This window comes from Mucilaginibacter sp. P5_A6 (assembly GCF_056400585.1).
In genome coordinates this window covers 437,584-456,452 of record NZ_JBFUKZ010000002.1, presented here as the reverse complement: position 1 = coordinate 456,452, position 18,869 = coordinate 437,584, and the positions used below count along the sequence as shown (strand labels likewise).

Below are 18,869 nucleotides of genomic sequence, written 5' to 3'. Positions count from 1 at the left end.
ATTTAAGGGGACGACCACTTCATGAAGCTGAACGCAGATTACCAGGAGAGATTTCAATCGAGACACATAGCTCCAAATGAGGCCGATACGGCAAAAATGTTAAAAACCATCGGTGTTAGTTCACTGGATGAATTGATAGCACAAACCATTCCTGACAGGATCAGGCTTAAAAAACCACTCAATTTGCCACCTGCGAAAAGTGAGTTTGATTATCTTACTACACTTAAGCAAACATCATTAAAAAACAAGGTGTTTAAGTCGTTCATCGGCAAGGGTTATTATGATGTTATAGTTCCGGGTGTTATTCAGCGTAATATACTGGAAAACCCAGGCTGGTATACCCAATATACACCGTACCAGGCCGAAATTGCGCAGGGCCGTTTGCAAGCCTTGCTCAACTTTCAAACCATGGTTATTGATTTAACCGGTATGGAAATTGCCAATGCATCCTTACTGGACGAAGGTACCGCCGCTGCCGAGGCTATGTTTATGCAATATAGCCTGCGTAAAAACAGCAGTGCCAATGTTTTCTTCGTATCCGAAGAGCTGTTTCCGCAAACCATCGATATTTTAAAAACACGCTCCGAACCTTATGGTATCGAGCTGCAAATAGGCGACCACCGCACTGTTGAATTAACCGACAATATGTTTGGTGCCATTGTACAGTACCCGGCAGGTAAGGGTGCCGTTTATAATTATACTGATTTTGCTGTCAAAGGACACGAAAAAGGCATTAAACTAACCGTTGTTGCCGATATCATGAGCCTGGTTCTGTTAACCCCTCCGGGCGAATGGGGCGCCGATATCGTAGTTGGTTCAACCCAGCGCTTTGGTGTACCCATGGGCTTCGGCGGGCCGCATGCCGCGTTTTTTGCTACTAAAGAAGAATATAAACGATCAATCCCCGGCCGCATCATTGGTGTAACTATTGATAGTGCCGGTAACTATGCTTTGCGCATGGCCCTGCAAACCCGCGAGCAGCACATTCGCAGGGATAAAGCCACTTCAAATATTTGTACCGCGCAGGCATTACTGGCTATTATGGCCGGTATGTATGCCGTGTACCATGGCCCACAGGGAGTTAAACTAATTGCCGAAAGAATCCACGGGCTAACTGTACTATTGGCTAAGGCCCTTGGTGAATTAGGTTATAAACAGCTAAACGAATCGTATTTTGATACTTTGAAGTTTGATGTTGCTCATTTAGCCGGCCCTATCCATTCAGAGGCATTAAACAACGAAATGAACCTGAACTATGAAGGCTCGGTTGTTACCATTTCAGTTGACGAAACCACATCGCCCGAGGATATTAAAACTATCGTAAGGTTTTTTGCAAAAGTAATAGGCAAAACTATTCACGATGTAAATTTTGATGAACTGAAAGCCGATCTGCAAACTGTTATCCCTGCTGCATTGCAGCGCACATCTGCTTATCTAACGCATGGCCTGTTCAATACGCATCATTCTGAGCATGAAATGCTGCGTTACATCAAATCACTGGAAGCAAAAGATCTTTCGCTTTGCCATTCTATGATCGCCTTAGGTTCATGTACCATGAAGCTGAACGCGACCACCGAAATGGTACCGGTTACCTGGAATCATTTCAGCAAAATTCACCCGTTTGCACCTACCGACCAGGTAGGCGGCTACATGCAACTGTTTGATGAGATCAACAACTGGCTGAGCGAGATCACCGGCTTTGCAGCAATGAGCTTACAGCCAAATGCAGGCGCGCAAGGTGAGTACGCGGGCTTAATGGTTATCCGCGCCTATCATCATGACAGGGGCGATACCCATCGTAATATCGCTTTAATTCCATCATCAGCACACGGCACCAACCCTGCATCAGCAGCTATGGCCGGTATGAAGATTGTGGTTGTTAAGTGCGATGACAATGGCAACATTGATGTTGCCGATATGCGCGCCAAAGCAGAGCAATATAAAAACGAGCTATCGTGCTTAATGGTTACCTACCCATCAACCCACGGCGTATTTGAAGAGTCGATCATCGAGATCTGTGATGTTATTCACCAGAATGGCGGCCAGGTTTATATGGATGGCGCCAACATGAATGCCCAGGTAGGCTTAACCAGCCCTGCTAATATAGGCGCCGACGTTTGCCACTTAAACCTGCATAAAACCTTTTGTATTCCGCATGGCGGCGGTGGCCCGGGTATGGGGCCAATTGGCGTGGCTAAGCACCTGGTTCCTTATTTACCGGGGCATGCTGTGGTTGATATCGAAAGGGGTAAATCAATCCACGCGGTATCTGCAGCTCCCTGGGGCTCGGCTTCTATCCTCATCATCTCTCATGCTTATATAGCCATGATGGGCGGCGATGGACTGACTGATGCTACGCGTTACGCAATACTAAATGCCAACTATATTAAAACAAGGCTACAGGATCATTTCCCGGTATTATACACCGGCGCCAATGGCCGCTGTGCCCACGAAATGATATTGGATTGCCGCTCATTTAAATCATTCGGTATCGAGGTTACAGATATTGCCAAACGCTTAATGGATTATGGCTTCCATGCGCCAACTGTATCATTCCCGGTTGCGGGTACGGTTATGGTTGAGCCAACAGAATCGGAGCCTAAACATGAACTCGATCGTTTTTGTGATGCAATGATCGCTATCCGTCATGAAATTGCCGATATCGCCACCGGAATATCAGATAAAACAGATAATCCGTTAAAAAATGCACCTCATACAGTATCGGTAATTACCGGTAACGAGTGGGAGCATCCATATAGCCGCCAGAAAGCGGCATTCCCGCTACCTTATGTAGCCGCCTTTAAATTCTGGCCATCAGTAGGCAGGGTTAATGACACCTACGGCGATAGAACGCTGATCTGTTCATGTCCGCCATTAACCGATTACGAGTTTGAAGAAAGCGAAGTAACTACCCCGGAATACGGAACGTGAGATTTTAAATAACTATTTCATCCAAATAAAAAAGACCGTCATCAAAAATGGCGGTCTTTTCTGTTTATATTGTTGTGGAGGACGCGTATTTACGTCTATCACCTGAAAGGAAGATTGCAAGCCAATTTAAGTTAACTGGTTGAGCTTCTGCGTTCACCCTCTTTTATCCGGGGTTCCGAAAGTCTTTTGTCCGAAAGTCCTTTGTCCAAAAATCCCTGCTCTTTGCTCTAAGAATTAAAGTGATAAACAAAAACAATATCGCCGCTAAAGGCGGGTTTCTTTTGATCTTTAATTTCAAGGGTGGTTATCATGGTGGCTTTAATTGGTCCGCGCAGATTTACCAGGCCCCCGAGTTTTACTTTTAGCCTTACCTCCGAATCAACCAATACAGCTTGCCCAAAACGAAAACTTTCAATACCATAATTGATCTCCATTTTCAGGTTTTTAACTTTTACAATTTCCTTCCATAAATATGGGATCAGCGATAGGGTTAGATAGCCATGAGCAATAGTTGCTCCAAACTGGCTTTCAGTTTTTGCCCTTTCAGGATCAGTATGGATCCATTGGTGATCTAATGTGGCATCAGCAAATTTATTGATCTGCTCCTGGGTAATTTTATACCATGATGAAACACCAAGGTCATTCCCTATTTGCGCTTCAAATTCGTTAAAGTTATTTATAACTAACATTTATATCGGGTTTATTGCTTTCAACCGGCAAAGTAATTACAAAATTTCCAAAATCTGAATTTTTATTCTGATCTCCCGGGGGGTATAAACCCAACTTAACAAGTTTTTGCCCACACGGTGATTGACTATGGGCTAACAAAAAAAGCCGCCCGTTTAACAGGCGGCTTAAAATGTGCTTTTTATACTCCCCCTTTAGGGGGGCGGGGGGCTTACTGCGTTGATATGCTTGTAAACTTCGATCCTAAACTGATATAATCAGTCATGATCTGGCCTGCTTCGCGTTTTACAAAATCCAGGTCTTCATCTTTAGGTTTTTTATCCCCTTTTTTAAGGGCCGGCAAGCCTAAAGCTATGCGGCGCAGATTATTGCGTTCTAAGGCTTTTTGCTCATCGGCATCACGTTGTTTTTTCAACTCAGCCTCGTTTAAAGTAACACTATTTTCGGTTTCGTGCTTTTTAAAGTCGGCAATATCTTCCATCATGTATTTATAACTATCGCTGGTAGCCATACGCTGATCATGCAGTTTTGTTAATTGAGGCAACACAGAAGTAAAATCACCCGCTTTGATGAAATCACTTTTCTGAATAACATCAAAAGGCATAGCAGACGGTTCAGTATCCTCACCATATTTATCCAAAGGAATTAATGAAGGGAACTGGATATCTGGTGTTACACCCTTGTGCTGGGTTGAGCTGCCGCTGATGCGATAAAACTTAGCTATGGTTAAATTAAGCTGCCCATAAGTGCTCTGGCTGCCTGTTGATACCCTTGTTTTACCGCCAGCTGCTACTTTATTTGCCAGCTGATTAATTTTATCCTTAAGTGGCGAACCTAAGATTCTATCAAGGTCAATTGCGTTTTGAACAGAACCTTTACCATAGGTTTGCGTACCCAATATGATACCGCGACCATAATCCTGTATCGCTCCCGAAAAAATTTCGGACGCTGAGGCACTGAAACGATCAACCAGTACACCTAACGGACCAGCATAAGTAATTCCCGGGTCATCATCTTTCTCTACATCAACCTGGTTTTTAGTATCGCGCACCTGCACTACCGGGCCACTTTTTACAAATAAGCCGGTAAGCTCAATGGCCTCCATTAATGAACCGCCACCATTCTCGCGCAGGTCGATCACTACACCATCAATATTTTCCTGTTTCAGGCTATCCAATAATATTTTAACATCATGGGTGGTGCTTTTATAGTTGGGGTTACCTGCTTTATAATCATTGTAATCAATGTAAAATGCAGGGATAGATATAACACCAATTTTAACAGTCTTCCCATTATTATTGTACGTACGGATCTCCTTTTTAGCTGATTGATCTTTTAAAATGATCTTTTCCCGTACCATCTCCACAACTTTTGGCTTACCACCGGCGCTTGTTCCGGCAGGTAATATCTCCAGCCTTACAACAGTACCTTTTGTACCACGAATTAAAGCAATGGCGTTTTCAACTCTCCAGCCAACAACATTCTGAAATTCGCCTGTTTTGCCCTGGGCAACACCAACAATGCGGTCGTCAATACTGATTTGTTTGCTTTTATCAGCAGGGCCGCCGGCTACTACAGATTTTATAGTTACATATTCATTTTCAACCAAAAGCGATGCACCTATACCTTCCAGCTGACGCGACATTTCAATATTGAAATTAGCCGCGTTTGATGGGTTAAAGTAATTGGTGTGCGGGTCTATTGCCTCGGTAAAGGCATCCATAAAATACTGAAAAACATCCTGGTTTGATAATTTATTGGCTTGCGATAATAAATTCGTGTAGCGTTTTTTTAATGTTTCCTTATTTTTAGCCATATCGGGGCTGGCTATTTTTAAATTCAGCAAGTCGTATTTTACCCGTTGTCCCCACATGTCATCCATTTCGGTTTGCGAAGCGGGCCATGGCAGTTTATCGCGATCATAAACAAATGTTTCTTTTTTATCAAAATCAAAACTTTTGTTTAAACGGGCCAGTGAGTAATTTACATGCTCGATGTATCTTTTTTGAAAAACATTAAATATGTAAAAGGCATCGTTCAGGTTACCATCTTTAATGTCATCGTCAAGCACGGTCTTGTACTTTTCAAAATCCTTGATATCAGATGCTAAAAAATAGCTGTGGTTTTCGTCAAGCGATTTTATATAGCGGTTAAATATCACTGTGGATATAGAATCGTTCAAATCAACCTTTTTATAATTGTAATTAGTAATAAGCTCGGCAATTTTTTTGCAAACTATTACCTGTTGTTCATCAGGCACCAGGTCTGCTGTGCTTACTTTAACAGGTTTTGATGGCGCTGCCTTGCATGCAAGTGCAGCGGCCATCATTAATAATAAATATCCTTTCTTAAACATATCTTTCACTCTATTTAAATCGGGGGTTGTGTAAAACATCAATACTTGTGCCTAATATATAATCACTAATGTAAAAAAAAAGACAGTCAAAATGCTGTCTCTGAATAACAATAACAATTATACGATAATGTTTTACTTGTAGTATACAAGCAATGGCATTTTACGCTATTGTTACATAAAAAATTTATTTTATTACCTTTTTCTGATCCAATTTCTGATCCAAATCGGCGGTTTCGGCATAACGAATCTCCGCTTTAGGGTTCGATTTATTGTCCTGCAGGTAGCGCGCCTGTTTGTTTATAGCTGTAATATCCGTAGCAAGGCCGCGCGAAGTAGCCAGTACACGGGCTTCGGTAAGGTCCTGCATGGCTTGTACATAATCGCCATAACCGGCCTTTACTGTTGCTAGTCCTATTAAATTAGTAATGGTATGCCGGTCGTCGTTTTGCTGGCGCGAAATCTGGAGGCTTTGCAATAAATACCATTTTGCTTCGGATAAGCGGTTCTGTTTCAGGTACATCTGCGCCAGATCGCTAAAGTTATAGCTTGCGGCGCTGTATACCCTAAAACGCATATTATGTTGTGCCGTTCTCATTACCGACATTTCTTCGAGATAAAGCGCATATGGAGCACGTTCGATAATGGTTGGCGCAATTTTACGTTTGGCAATTTGAGCTGCAGGCAGTTTTTTTACGGAGTTATCCTTTAACCCGGCAATCTGCGGAAAGCGCTCATGCTTTTTAAATACATTACCGATGGTATTTATTGGCTTTTGCCACCATTGCGCAGACGCTGATATGCTAACCGAACATAAGATAATAAGTAAACAATATCTCATTTAATTTTTTTTGTCTGGGTTTAATAAATTAATCAGATAAACAAATATAACTATAATAACCAGCTAATCAATAATCATAGCCGGGCAAATCAATTGCAGAACTTCATTGATAGTTGAATTAAACGGAAGAAAAGCACATAATGTTATGTTGGTTTTATTCAAAAACTTCAACATCACCATCATGCAGGGCCCAAACCATATATGGATGTGTATCAGCATGATAAATTTTACCATCTGCTGATATTCCAACTATCCCGGCAAAGCCGTCAAATGGCTTCAACTCATCAAGTGTTTTTTCGGTAGCAGCAGATAATGGCATGCCATCGGTAACCCGGGTAACAATTTTTGAAGCTACAGCCCCGCTTACAATATCCTCCCCAACACCGGTACATGAAATGCCCGCGTGTGCATTTGCATAATTACCTGCCGTTGTTGCCGAATCGCTCACCCGGCCGGGAATTTCAAAGCCTTTGCCTCCGGTTGATGTTGCGGCCGCCAGGTTGCCATAAATATCAAGCGCAACACAGCCTACTGTACCCAGCCTAATGGAGTCACTTAACTTTTTTTCGTACTCATGGCGACGATGGGGTGTTTCGGGATTGTAATAAGCTGCCCCATTATTAGTAGCAAACTCTTTTGCTCCTTTGCCGCTTAAAACCCGATCATCATAGCCCATCAGTTTATCGGCAATACAAATGGGGTTTTTAACATCCTCGATATTGATCACCCCAGAGAATTTTTGAGTTTTGCCATCCATAAGTGATGCGCTGAGCCGTATTTTACCATCGCTTTGTATCTGCGAACCGGTACCGGCATTAAACAGATCACAATCTTCCAGGAGGCAAACTGTGTATACCGCCGTTTGGAGAGCGGTATGATTTTGCAGGTATTTATACCCTGCTTGCACAATATCGCTTAAAGCTTGTTGTTTGGCTTGTTTTATTTCAAGATTGGTTTGCGATTCGCTGAAAAAACCGCCGTGTATGATGATCTTCATTTTGAACTGTTTAATTGATTCAAAAAATATCGTTCGTCATGCCAAATTTATTCCGGCATCCCACAAGGCAAGTAAATTCACAGGTTTATACTAAGCATGTGAGATCCTGAAACAAGTTCGGGATAACATTTTTATATAACTGAGGAGTAGGTGTATTTATTTTAAAAGGTCGTTATCCGGTGCATTAATAAAAACACCCTCTTCTACCTTAACTGTTTTTTTAATGAGTAACCGATGTTCTGTAAGGTCATATTTATCAAATATAGACATTACATGTACTTTCAAACTTTCGATAGAAACCGGTGAACCTATCTCTACATCGTATATATTGGTGGCTACAATATTCCTGCCATCAACCAAAATGATCAACCCGGAGCCTATGGCTTCCATTATATTGCCTTCGGTTACAAGCAAACCGGCATCCTCGCCCAAACCAATACCTAAAATACCAGGATTGGTTGCTACGGCGTACATTAGCCTGCCTATACGGCCGCGCTGTACAAAGTGCGTATCAACTATAACAGAATCAATAAAGCCAAGCCCGGCGGTAATTTGCACCTCGCCTTTGATGAGTGCCTCATTGCTTTGTCCGCGATAGATCATGTGGGTTGAGGCCGCCGCCGCCCCTGCCGATGTACCGGCTATTACAAAATCTTCATTCCTGAAACGTTGTTTCAGGATCTGCAAAAATTCAGTGCCACCAAAAATAGCGGTTAGCCTAAGCTGGTCGCCGCCACTAAACATTACCACATCTGCTTTACGAATACGTTCAAGGTATTCTTTATTAGCTGCATCTTCACGGTTTTTAATATGCAGTACATTAACATTGGTAACATTTAGCTGCCCAAATGCCTTAATATATTCCTGGCCCACCAACTCCGGAATCTGGGAGGCAGTAGTAATAACTTCAACCAACGAACCTTCGTGCTTAGCTGATTCGGTAACGATCCGCTTTAAAATGCCCTGTTCAAAAAATTTAATATAATCTGGCTGTAAAATGTGTTCCTGTATGGTTACGTTACTCCCCATATCAACTGCGCCACCAATAATTATTAGTTTTCCTTTCGGGACAATCATGCTTCTTTATTGTTTGGTTGATTAAGTTGATTGAGGCGACTAAGTTGGTGAGTTACCCTGAATTTTAATTTTTTGCCGGATAACCACGCACTAAATCAACCTAATTTAACTAATCAAATGATTCTACAATACAAATTACGATAAAATGGATCAAAAACACAGTCTGTTATAAACAAATAATGCCTTTTTAGCTTTAAAAATTTTAAATACCCTATTAAGTTTTATAGTTTTAAAGAAATTAAGCCGTTTACAAATTTCGTAACATACGTATGAAGATCGAGAATATACAAGTACTGCGCGGACCGAACATCTGGAGCATCCGTCGCAAAAAATTAATACAAATGCGGCTTGACCTGCAGGAGATGGAGCATAAGCCCACTAACGAAATTGACGGATTTTATGAACGCCTGCAAGAGCTATTACCATCCTTATATGAACACCGCTGTTCGCCTGGTGTTCCGGGAGGTTTTTTTCAGCGGGTTGTTGCCGGCACGTGGATGGGCCATGTTATTGAGCATATCGCCCTCGAAATTCAAACCCTTGCGGGTATGGATACGGGCTTTGGCCGCACCCGCGAAACCAAAACCAAAGGTGTTTACAACGTTGTGTTTGCATATGTAGAAGAAAAAGTAGGCGTTTTTGCAGCCGAATCGGCAGTACGCATTGCCAGGGCTTTAATACAAGGCGAAGAGTATAACCTGGATGCCGATATACAGGAAATGCGCGAGATTAGGGAGTATACCCGCCTGGGCCCAAGCACAGGATCGATAGTGGAAGAGGCCATAGCAAGGGATATCCCCTGGATCAGGCTTAACAATCAATCATTGGTACAGTTAGGCTACGGCAAAAACCAGGTGCGTTTTCGTGCCACCATGACCGAGAGAACCAGCAGCATAGCAGTTGATATAGCCAGCAATAAAGATGAAACCAAGCGCATGCTGCAGGAACAGGCCATCCCCGTTGCCAAAGGTATTACCATTTCGTCGGTTGAAGGGGTGGCCGAGGCAATCCGCAAGGTTGGGTTCCCATTGGTGTTTAAACCTTTGGATGGCAATCATGGCCGGGGGATCTCTATCAATATAAAAACCGAAGAAGCGGCGATAGCCGCCTACGAGCACGCTGCCAGTATATCCCGTAAGGTTATTGTGGAGCGTTTTATTACTGGATATGATTTCCGTGTGCTGGTAATTGATAACAAAATGGTGGCCGCCGCCTTACGCGACCCAGCCCATGTTAACGGTGATGGGATATCTACCATCCAACAACTTATCGATAAAGAGAATACTGATCCGCGCCGTGGATTTGGTCATGAAAATGTGCTTACCCTTATAGGTATTGACCGCGATACTATTGACCTGCTGGAAAAGAAAGGCTATACGCTGGACACCATACCCGCCCGCGACGAAAAAGTATTTGTAAAATCGACTGCCAACCTTAGTACAGGCGGTACATCTGTTGATGTTACAGACCATGTGCACCCGCAAAATATTTTTATTTGCGAGCGGATTTCGAAAATAATTGGTCTTGATATTTGCGGTATTGATATCATGGCCGAAAATCTGCATGAGCCCCTTACCGAAAACGGAGGTGTGATATTAGAGGTTAACGCGGCGCCCGGTTTTAGGATGCATATCGCCCCAAGCGAAGGCCTGCCGCGCAACGTTGCCGGGAATGTGCTTGATATGCTTTACCCAGCAGGTAAATCGGCACGGATCCCTATTATTGCTATTACCGGCACCAATGGTAAAACTACTACTACCCGTTTAATAGCACATATTGTTAAAAATAATGGTCACAGGGTTGGCTTCACCACATCCGATGGTATTTATGTGCAGAATACGATGTTGCTAAAAGGCGATACCACCGGCCCGGTAAGCACGGAGTTTATTTTGAAAGACCCTACGGTTGATTTTGCCGTGTTGGAAACCGCCCGCGGCGGCATCCTGCGTTCGGGCCTGGGCTTTGGCTTTTGCGATATTGGTGTGATTACCAATATTCAGGAAGATCACTTAGGCCTTTCGGATATTCACACCCTTGATGATTTGACAAGGGTGAAAAGTGTGGTGCTCAATTCGGTTAAAAAGGGTGGCTGGGGAGTTTTGAATGCCGATAATAAGTATTGCGTACGCATTGGCAATAGGGCAGATTGTAACATCGCTTACTTTAGCCGGGACGAGAATAACCCGGTCATTAAATCGCATTGCCGCAAGGGAGGTATAGCCGCCATTTGCGAGAATGGTTTTATAACCATACAAAAAGGCGACTGGAAGATAAGGGTACAGCGCACTATTTTGATTCCGCTAACCTTTGGCGGTACGGTGCCTTTCATGATCGAGAATGTGCTGGCTGCAACTTTGGCTACGTTTTTATGGGGTTTCAAAACCGAAGACATTAAAATGTCTTTGGAGACTTTTATACCTTCAGCAGCGCAAACGCCGGGCCGCATGAACATTTTTGAGTTCAGGGATTTCCGTTTCATGATTGATTTTGCCCACAACCCCGATGGTTTTAGTGGTATCAGGGAGTTTTTAAGACATATAGATTCACCGCTGAAAATAGGGATCATTGCCGGAACCGGCGACAGGCGGGATGAGGACATTCGCGAACTTGGTAAGATAGCCGCCGAAATGTTCGATTACATCATTCTGCGCCAGGAAAAACACCTGCGCGGCCGTACCGAAGAAAATATATTGACACTGCTTATTGAGGGTATTCGCTCATTTAATCCTGAAAAGAAATTTGAGATAGTGCCTAAAGAAATTGATGCAATCAAACACGCCATGAGCCTTGCCAAACCCGGCACTTTCATTACTGCCTTAAGCGATGTGATTAATAATGCTATAGAAACGGTACAAAATTACCAGGAACAGGAAAGGAATGGGTTGTTTAATGTATAGGGCTTCACATGCTCTCTCTATAGATGACGGTTCTGATACACACATTTAATTTTCAAAGCCATTTTGCAGATTGCAAAGTGGCTTTTTTTTAAGCCCTCTCCTTTGCAGAGGGTTTGGGTGAGGCTAAATAATAATGCCACAGCAACATGCTTGCAATAGTTTTATAAGGCGCCCATTGTTCTGCTATTGCAATCATTTCTTCCCTTGAAATTTCCTTTGGTAGTTTTTTCACTCTTTTTAGCGCATTCACCGCTGCAAGGTCACCAATAGGAAATATATCTGTATGCTGTAATACAAACATTAAATAAACATCGGCAGTCCAGTTGCCAATGCCTTTGAGGGCAATTAGTTTGGCGCGGACTACCTCATCGGGCAGTTGTTCCAGTTCTGTTAAATTAATCTGCCCGCTAATGATGGCCTCGGCCAGGTATTTGGTATAGGTAGTTTTCTGCCGGCTAAAATAGCTGGCTTTAAATTCTTCGTCGGTTAATAACAACACCCTCGCCGGGGTTATTTCCTGAACACGCTCCCGCAGTTTATTTAATGCAGATAGTGCTGATGCAAGCGATACCTGCTGCTCCAGGATAATATGGACCAGCGTTTCGAACGTGTTGGGCCTCGACCATAGTGGCGGATAGCCATAGGTATTGATGATAGCAGCCAGGTCGGGGTCGGCCGAGGCAAGTTCATCACAAATAGCATGGTAGTTGGCGTGGTTAAACTGCTTAAACATGGTAAACTAATCAGCCTGTTTTACAATTATTTTATCCAGGTTAATGGTAAATATAGGAAGCCCCGTTTAAAAGTCACATAAAAAAGGGAGACAATTACCTTCCACCAGCGATCAAAAAACAAAAACCACTTAGCATTTCGCCCTTAATCTTGCCGGGGGCAACAAGATATTTTATTTTTTGTTGAGTTCTTCTTCAATCCGCCCCTGCAGCTCTTGCTTAAAACCGTCATCAAGTGGTGATGCCGATGAATGCACTGAATCATGAAAAAGCTTTTGCGCCATCTGTTGAATAAACCTGCTTTGAGTATCATACAATCTGCAAGCCGAGCACCCCGCCTGGTGGATCCTCAATTCGATAACCTCGCGAAAGCTTAACTTTTTGAGCTGTTTTTTCTCGATCAGAAAAGTAGCCTGCCTGCAGTTATATTGTATTTTTTTCAGTGGGTTCATATAGCTAAATTTTTAGATCCAGTTTCTTTGTAAACACGCCCTCAGGTTCAATTTGGCCCGGTGAATGATCACCCAAAAGTTGGCCTGCGAAATTTTAAGCTCGCTGCAAATAATATCAGTAGCCGCATCATCAATATGTTTCATGGTAAAAACGGCCATCCATAAGGCTGGCAGCTTTTGCATACATTTTTGAAAGATGCCGTTAAACTCCTTACTCTGTAAGGGATCCTGATTTTCTATGCCAAAGGGTTGGGGTGTGTGGATTTTATTCCAGTGCCCGTCATCAGCATTAAAAAAATCCCGCAGTTCTTCTTCAGCCTCTTTAACAGCTGTCATTTTTAAGCCCGATGATCTTTTTCGGTAAACGTCAATTATCTTGTTTTTCAGTATAGCGGTTAGCCACGTACGTTCAGAACTTTTACCTTCAAATTTCTCTTTCCTTTCAAGGGCAGCTAAAAACGTTTCCTGGACCAGGTCTTTAGCCTCCTCTTCATCATTTAAGCGTGGCAGTGCATAGCCATAAAGATAATCGGCGTACGCTTCAACCCAATGCCGGGGATCTAATAATTGCTTTTCAGTAGCCATTAACACATTTATTCATGAACGTTTTATTCCATTAGTCGGTAACAATGGCAAACCCTTACGATAAATTTTCATTTTTTTTGTTCGCCGATACAATGGGGATTTGTTGTTAAATTTACATATATCTAACTGATTATTAATTTATTTAAACATAGACGGTTATGCCCGGCCCCTTGATCGGGCACAAAAATTATTTTTTTGTAAGGTTGTCAACAGCAACCCGACTAAGCTATAAAAACGTACATCAAATTATTAAAATATGAGATCGATTAAAATATTTGCCCTTACCACCTGTCTTGCAATTGCAGTTTTGGTGTCGGCGGCATTTATCAATCATAAAAGCGATATTAAAAAAAGTGCGGTTGAAACAGCAGGTAATGGTTTTGCCGTAATTGAACTGTTTACATCAGAAGGCTGCTCCAGCTGCCCGGCGGCTGATGAACTATTGGCACGAATACAGAAAGAAGACAGCGACAAGCAGGTTTATATACTGGCCTATCATGTTGATTATTGGAACCGCCTGGGCTGGAAAGATGTTTTTAGCAGTGCCGATTATTCAAAAAGACAAAATAAGTATGCCAGCTGGTTAAAGCTACAATCGGTTTATACACCACAGGTTGTGGTTAACGGCAAAAAAGAGTTTGTAGGTTCGCAGGAAGGCACACTACGCATTGCTATCACCGCTGGCCTGCGTACGGCCCCAACCGGGACACTAACCCTTAATGCTCAAAAAAACCAGGATCATGTTACCATACAGTACCATACCGAAGGAGCAGAAAAGAATGCCATCCTGTTTTTGGCTCTTGTACAAAAAGCTGCACAAACAAAAGTACAACGAGGTGAAAATGGTGGCAGAACATTATCGCATATACAAATTGTTCGCAAAATGCAAAGCCTGCCAATAAGTACCGGTGGAAAGGGTTACGCTACCATTGCCCTGCCCCAAGGTTTTAACCTGCAGGGATTTGAAGTGATCGGCTTTGTACAAAATACAGGTAACGGTGCAATTTCAGCTGCGGCCAAATCATCATTTGATACTAATAGCGCGGGTAAATAATGTATTGTTGTTTGTTTTCACTTTATTAATGTGGCCTGTACCTGTTTAAATTAACCGGTTACAGGTATTTTTACCAACCAAAACTCCTCTTTAAATGAAAGTAATAAAAGAAAAACATCCTTTAGCCATGCGGTGGACACATTGGGTAAACTTCCCGATACTCACCATTATGATATGGAGCGGGATGTTAATTTACTGGGCCAACGACGAGTATAAAATAATGTTGTTCGGGCATACATTTTTTAGCTTTTTCCCGGCGGGGTTTTATAAAACGTTTAACATACCGCATCGCCTGGCTGAAGGTATGGCCTTTCATTTCCTGTTTATGTGGGCCTTTGCCCTTAACGGTTTGGTGTATATACTGTACACAATTATATCGGGCGAGTGGCGTGAGCTTGTTCCGCAAAAAAAATCGTTTAAAGAGGCATGGCTGGTATTGCTTCACGACCTGCACATCAGGAAAATGGCCCCGCCTCAAAATAAGTATAACGCAGCCCAGCGCATTGCATACACAGCAATTATAGTGATGGGCTTTGGCTCGTTAATAACCGGGCTTGCTATTTATAAACCCGTTCAGTTTTATTATTTAACCTGGATTTGCGGCGGATATCATTTTGCACGCATCCTGCATTTCGCCCTTACCATCGGCTATGTGTTTTTCTTTTTGATCCACATAGTACAGGTGCTGCTTGCAGGGTGGAACAATTTCAGATCGGTTATATCCGGGTTTGAAGTGATAAATGAGCCCGATCCCAAACCAATTAGTGAAACCCCAACTCCAACCGATGAAAAACCCATTCAGTAAAAAAAATAAAGCCCCCAAAAAAACGCTTACGGTTGAGCAAAAGATCACGAGGCGTAATTTTATATCATTTGGCAGTTTCATCGTACTATCGGGAGCTGCTTATGGTGGCTGGAAATGGCTATATAACTCGCCCAACGAAGCTATTGGCATTACCGCAGGCGCACACAAGCCTTTACGAAGAGCTTTGAATAAAACCGAGCTGGTTTTCCGTAATTTTTTCAGTAATAATCACCTGGTAAAAACCTATCCAAAAGAAATGGCCGCCAAAAATGTACGCCATAACAGCGACATAGGATCGGGAGGGAAAATAGATATAGCAACCTGGAGGCTGCAGGTAAAAAAACAATCGGGCGAGGTGCTGAACATCAGCCTGGATGATATTAAAGCCCTGCCCAAAACCGATATCATTTTTGATTTTAAATGCGTTGAGGGCTGGGACCAGATCTCGCATTGGGGTGGTGTTAAGTTCAGTGATTTTATAGCTCATTTTAAATTGGATGATGAAACCCGGCTGGAATATGTTGGGATGGAAACTCCGGATAAAGGATACTATGTTGGTATTGATATGCCCAGTGCCTTGCACCCACAAACAATGCTGGCTTACGAGATGAATGAAAAACCATTGCAACCAAAACATGGCGCACCATTAAGACTTATAATCCCGGTAAAATACGGCATCAAAAACCTGAAACGTATAGGCAGCATCTCTTTTAGCGATAAGCGCCCGCACGATTACTGGGCCGAGCGGGGTTACGATTATTATTCGGGATTATAACCGCGCGCCGGGCTTTACCAGCTAAGCAAATGTGAATAAAATAGGGCCTTGTAAAGAAGTTTATTGCCGCTATTGAGTTAATATTTGCATATTGCACAAAATGCTGGTTGCCAAATTCCCTCTTTCAAAACAGCTTGCTTATGCCTGCGGGATGATAGGCTGGAGTATCATGACCAATATAATAATTGTGATGCTGCCGTATTTTTATCTGCCTCCCTCCAACTCGGGATTAATTCCGCTTGTACCGCAATTGCTGGTATTTGGCGTGCTTAACATCATGTCGATCATTGCTGCTTCGGGCCGGTTTGTTGATGCGGTTTTTGACCCCCTAATTGCCTCATTGAGCGATAAAAGCACCAACCCCAGGGGCCGTAGAATACCATTTATGAAATGGACAATTTTACCGGCTGTTGTTTTTTGCGCGCTAACGTTTTGCCCCCTGGTAAAGGCCGAAAGTATAGACAATGCAGCCTGGATCTCGTTCACGCTTGTATGCTTTTTTATGGCCGCCACCAGCTACATTATTCCCTATAATGCCTTATTGCCCGAGCTCACAAATACCGCTGCCGAAAAGGTAAAACTTTCATCCCTGCAACAGGTAGGTTTCGTTATAGGTATCATTATATCGGCATTGGTGAATAACTTTGCTGATTTGGTGCAACACATTTTTCATGTAACAGATCGCAATTCAGCTGTGCAGCATACTATTTGGGGGTTATGTGGCTTTGCAGGCCTGATCATGCTAATCCCGGTTTTAGCTATTGAGGAAAAAAAGTATTCAAACATTACACCGTCTCATTTGCCTTTGCTGGCAGCTATCGGGAAAACCTTCGGCAACCGTAATTTTAAATACTACCTGATCTCCGATTTCTCGTACTATATGTCGTTGAGTATCATATCAAGCGGATTATTGTTCTTCCTGACAGTATTACTACACCTGCCAGAATCTATGGGGGGCATACTGATGGGATCAATGGTATTATTTTCGCTTGTATTTTATCCTTTCATTAATTACCTGTCGAAAAAAATAGGGAAAAAACCCATTGTGCTTTTTTCCTTTGGCCTGCTGAGCCTCATTTTTGTGGCGATATTTTTCCTTGGTAAATTTCCGATATCGCCAACCGCACAAATTTATATGCTGGTATTAAGCGCTTCTTTCCCGCTGGCCTCGCTGGGCATATTACCCAATGCAATACTTGCCGAAATAGCCCAGAACGATGCTGAACGAACAGGCGAAAACAGCGAAGGGATGTTTTTTGCGGTAAAATACCTGTTTGTAAAATTAGGGCAAACACTGGGGATAGCCCTGTTTGCATTTTTAACAGTGTACGGAAAAGACCCTGGACATGATTATGGTCTACGCCTTAACGGTATCTGTGGCTGTGTGCTATGCCTGCTGGCTATTGTATTTTTTAGCAGGTTTAAAGAAGCAAGGGTAAGGGGTTGATTGGGGTTTATTAAGTGAACGGTTGGTATTGTACATACAGAATACACTACACTGTTGACATTTCGAAACCGGCCTCGCAATTATCAAAGCCCCTTCTTATATTTATTTGGTCACCGTATTTAAAAAGCGCTCAACAGTATAGGTAGCCAGTTGACCGCCCGGGCCGTTTAAATTGTAATCAAAGCCATGGGTAGCCCAGGGCAGCTTCAATAAAAAATGCCTGATGCCGTTTTGTTCAAGCTTTAAATTCAATCGGCGGCTATGCTCGGGCGATACAAGTATATCGTTATCTCCATGGATAATTAAAGTAGGCAAAGAATACCTGCTCACAAATTCAAGCGGCGAGCAAGCTGCAAATTTATGAGGAACCTCCTGGTAGCTGCCGCCGATATAATCACGCATCACCTTACGTGAATCCATAATCAGCGGACTTGTTGGTATGGAGTATCCCCAAACCATGTCGGCCGGGCCATAATAATCAATCACAGCTTTTACACCCGGCTCATGCAATGTATAAGCAGCCAGTAAAGCTATCTGCGCCCCGGCCGAACGGCCCAGTAAAACAAAATTATTAGTATCAATATTTAATTCGGCCGCATGCCTGCGCAGGTAGGCTATAGCGTTGCGAACATCCTCTACAGGAGCAGGGGCTTGATATTTAGGTGCAAGACGATAGGTTATAGCGGCTACATTGTAGCCAGCTATAGCCAGGTAGCTGTTTAGCTCTGGTAATTGCTTACTATCTCCTTTACTCCAGGAGCCTCCGTGAACTATTACAACGCATGGCCTCTTACCAGCTCTTTGAGCGGGAAAATAATCCAGATACAAGTTTAAGCCCGGGGAGCTGTTATAAGTGATAGTCCTGCCGGCAACCTCTTTATTGCTCTTAAACATATTCCAGAAACTGTAAGGAGACGGGGTATCAATCCCATTAATAACAGTGCTGGCAGGCCCAAACGCAGCCTGGAAATTTTGTTTTAAACTGTCTGCCAAATGGTAAGCCCTTACTATTGGAGACGTAAATAACACCAAGGCTATAATACCGGCGATGGTACCCGCGAGCTGGTATTTTGAGGTGTAAAAACCGGCTAACAGGGTTATCAAAGTAAGTATGATAAATATCCAGCAAAACTCGGTGGCAATAATGGCAAGCATCCATATATGTAATTCGAATGCTTTTAAAATAGTAAGTGACGATATGAGCAATAGTAAAATGCAGATTATAAAACGGATCATG

At 42.9% G+C, this 18,869-nt stretch carries 15 protein-coding genes; 6 read left to right on the top strand and 9 right to left on the bottom strand.

Annotated features, from left to right (window positions below; genetic code table 11):
* The first annotated feature begins 21 nt into the window (after positions 1 to 21).
* Entirely contained in the window at positions 22 to 2,931 is a 2,910-nt protein-coding gene (gene gcvP / locus AC1DO4_RS04025; protein ID WP_477413211.1) for an aminomethyl-transferring glycine dehydrogenase, read from the top strand.
* A gap of 227 nt (positions 2,932 to 3,158) precedes the next feature.
* Here gcvP and AC1DO4_RS04020 read toward each other — a convergent pair whose 3' ends face one another.
* The 5 genes from AC1DO4_RS04020 to AC1DO4_RS04000 form a co-directional block, all read right to left on the bottom strand.
* Positions 3,159 to 3,620 carry a MaoC family dehydratase gene (locus AC1DO4_RS04020; RefSeq protein WP_477413209.1) on the bottom strand — a complete coding sequence of 154 codons (462 nt, stop codon included), beginning with the start codon at positions 3,618 to 3,620 and terminating at the stop codon, positions 3,159 to 3,161.
* 209 nt (positions 3,621 to 3,829) lie between these two features.
* Positions 3,830 to 5,974, bottom strand: a complete 2,145-nt coding sequence (locus AC1DO4_RS04015) for a carboxy terminal-processing peptidase (protein ID WP_477413207.1) — start codon at positions 5,972 to 5,974, stop codon at positions 3,830 to 3,832.
* Between the two features lie 184 nt (positions 5,975 to 6,158).
* A complete protein-coding gene (locus AC1DO4_RS04010; protein ID WP_477413205.1) occupies positions 6,159 to 6,812 on the bottom strand; it encodes a hypothetical protein in 654 nt (217 codons plus the stop codon).
* Between the two features lie 154 nt (positions 6,813 to 6,966).
* Entirely contained in the window at positions 6,967 to 7,809 is an 843-nt protein-coding gene (locus AC1DO4_RS04005) for an isoaspartyl peptidase/L-asparaginase (RefSeq protein ID WP_477413203.1), read from the bottom strand.
* Positions 7,810 to 7,965: 156 nt separating this feature from the next.
* Positions 7,966 to 8,886 carry a cyanophycinase gene (locus tag AC1DO4_RS04000; protein ID WP_477402841.1) on the bottom strand — a complete coding sequence of 307 codons (921 nt, stop codon included), beginning with the start codon at positions 8,884 to 8,886 and terminating at the stop codon, positions 7,966 to 7,968.
* Between the two features lie 269 nt (positions 8,887 to 9,155).
* On the opposite strand from AC1DO4_RS04000, the gene cphA reads away from it, so the two are divergent.
* Complete coding sequence (gene cphA, locus AC1DO4_RS03995) at positions 9,156 to 11,783, top strand: cyanophycin synthetase (RefSeq protein ID WP_477413201.1); 2,628 nt, start codon at positions 9,156 to 9,158, stop codon at positions 11,781 to 11,783.
* An 88-nt stretch (positions 11,784 to 11,871) separates the two neighbouring features.
* Here cphA and AC1DO4_RS03990 read toward each other — a convergent pair whose 3' ends face one another.
* The 3 genes from AC1DO4_RS03990 to AC1DO4_RS03980 form a co-directional block, all read right to left on the bottom strand.
* Positions 11,872 to 12,516: a DNA-3-methyladenine glycosylase family protein gene (locus tag AC1DO4_RS03990; RefSeq protein ID WP_477413199.1), complete on the bottom strand. Its 645-nt coding sequence runs from the start codon at positions 12,514 to 12,516 to the stop codon at positions 11,872 to 11,874.
* 171 nt (positions 12,517 to 12,687) lie between these two features.
* A complete protein-coding gene (locus tag AC1DO4_RS03985; RefSeq protein ID WP_477413197.1) occupies positions 12,688 to 12,966 on the bottom strand; it encodes a hypothetical protein in 279 nt (92 codons plus the stop codon).
* A 12-nt stretch (positions 12,967 to 12,978) separates the two neighbouring features.
* The gene (locus tag AC1DO4_RS03980; protein ID WP_477413195.1) at positions 12,979 to 13,551 is read right to left on the bottom strand and encodes a sigma-70 family RNA polymerase sigma factor; all 573 of its coding nucleotides are present in this window, start codon (positions 13,549 to 13,551) and stop codon (positions 12,979 to 12,981) included.
* Positions 13,552 to 13,807: 256 nt separating this feature from the next.
* Between AC1DO4_RS03980 and AC1DO4_RS03975 the strand changes: the two genes are divergently transcribed.
* From AC1DO4_RS03975 to AC1DO4_RS03960, 4 genes are all read left to right on the top strand, one after another.
* Entirely contained in the window at positions 13,808 to 14,605 is a 798-nt protein-coding gene (locus tag AC1DO4_RS03975) for a DUF1223 domain-containing protein (RefSeq protein WP_477413193.1), read from the top strand.
* Between the two features lie 94 nt (positions 14,606 to 14,699).
* Positions 14,700 to 15,410 (top strand): cytochrome b/b6 domain-containing protein, encoded by a 711-nt coding sequence (locus tag AC1DO4_RS03970; protein ID WP_477413191.1) that lies wholly within the window; start codon positions 14,700 to 14,702, stop codon positions 15,408 to 15,410.
* A complete protein-coding gene (locus AC1DO4_RS03965) occupies positions 15,391 to 16,185 on the top strand; it encodes a molybdopterin-dependent oxidoreductase (protein WP_477413188.1) in 795 nt (264 codons plus the stop codon). Before AC1DO4_RS03970 ends, AC1DO4_RS03965 begins: the two co-directional genes overlap by 20 nt.
* Before the next feature lie 100 nt (positions 16,186 to 16,285).
* A complete protein-coding gene (locus AC1DO4_RS03960) occupies positions 16,286 to 17,632 on the top strand; it encodes an MFS transporter (protein WP_477413186.1) in 1,347 nt (448 codons plus the stop codon).
* A 102-nt stretch (positions 17,633 to 17,734) separates the two neighbouring features.
* On the opposite strand, the gene AC1DO4_RS03955 is transcribed toward AC1DO4_RS03960, so the two are convergent.
* On the bottom strand, positions 17,735 to 18,868 hold the full coding sequence (locus AC1DO4_RS03955; RefSeq protein WP_477413184.1) for an alpha/beta hydrolase fold domain-containing protein: 1,134 nt from the start codon (positions 18,866 to 18,868) through the stop codon (positions 17,735 to 17,737).
* Position 18,869 lies beyond the last annotated feature (1 nt).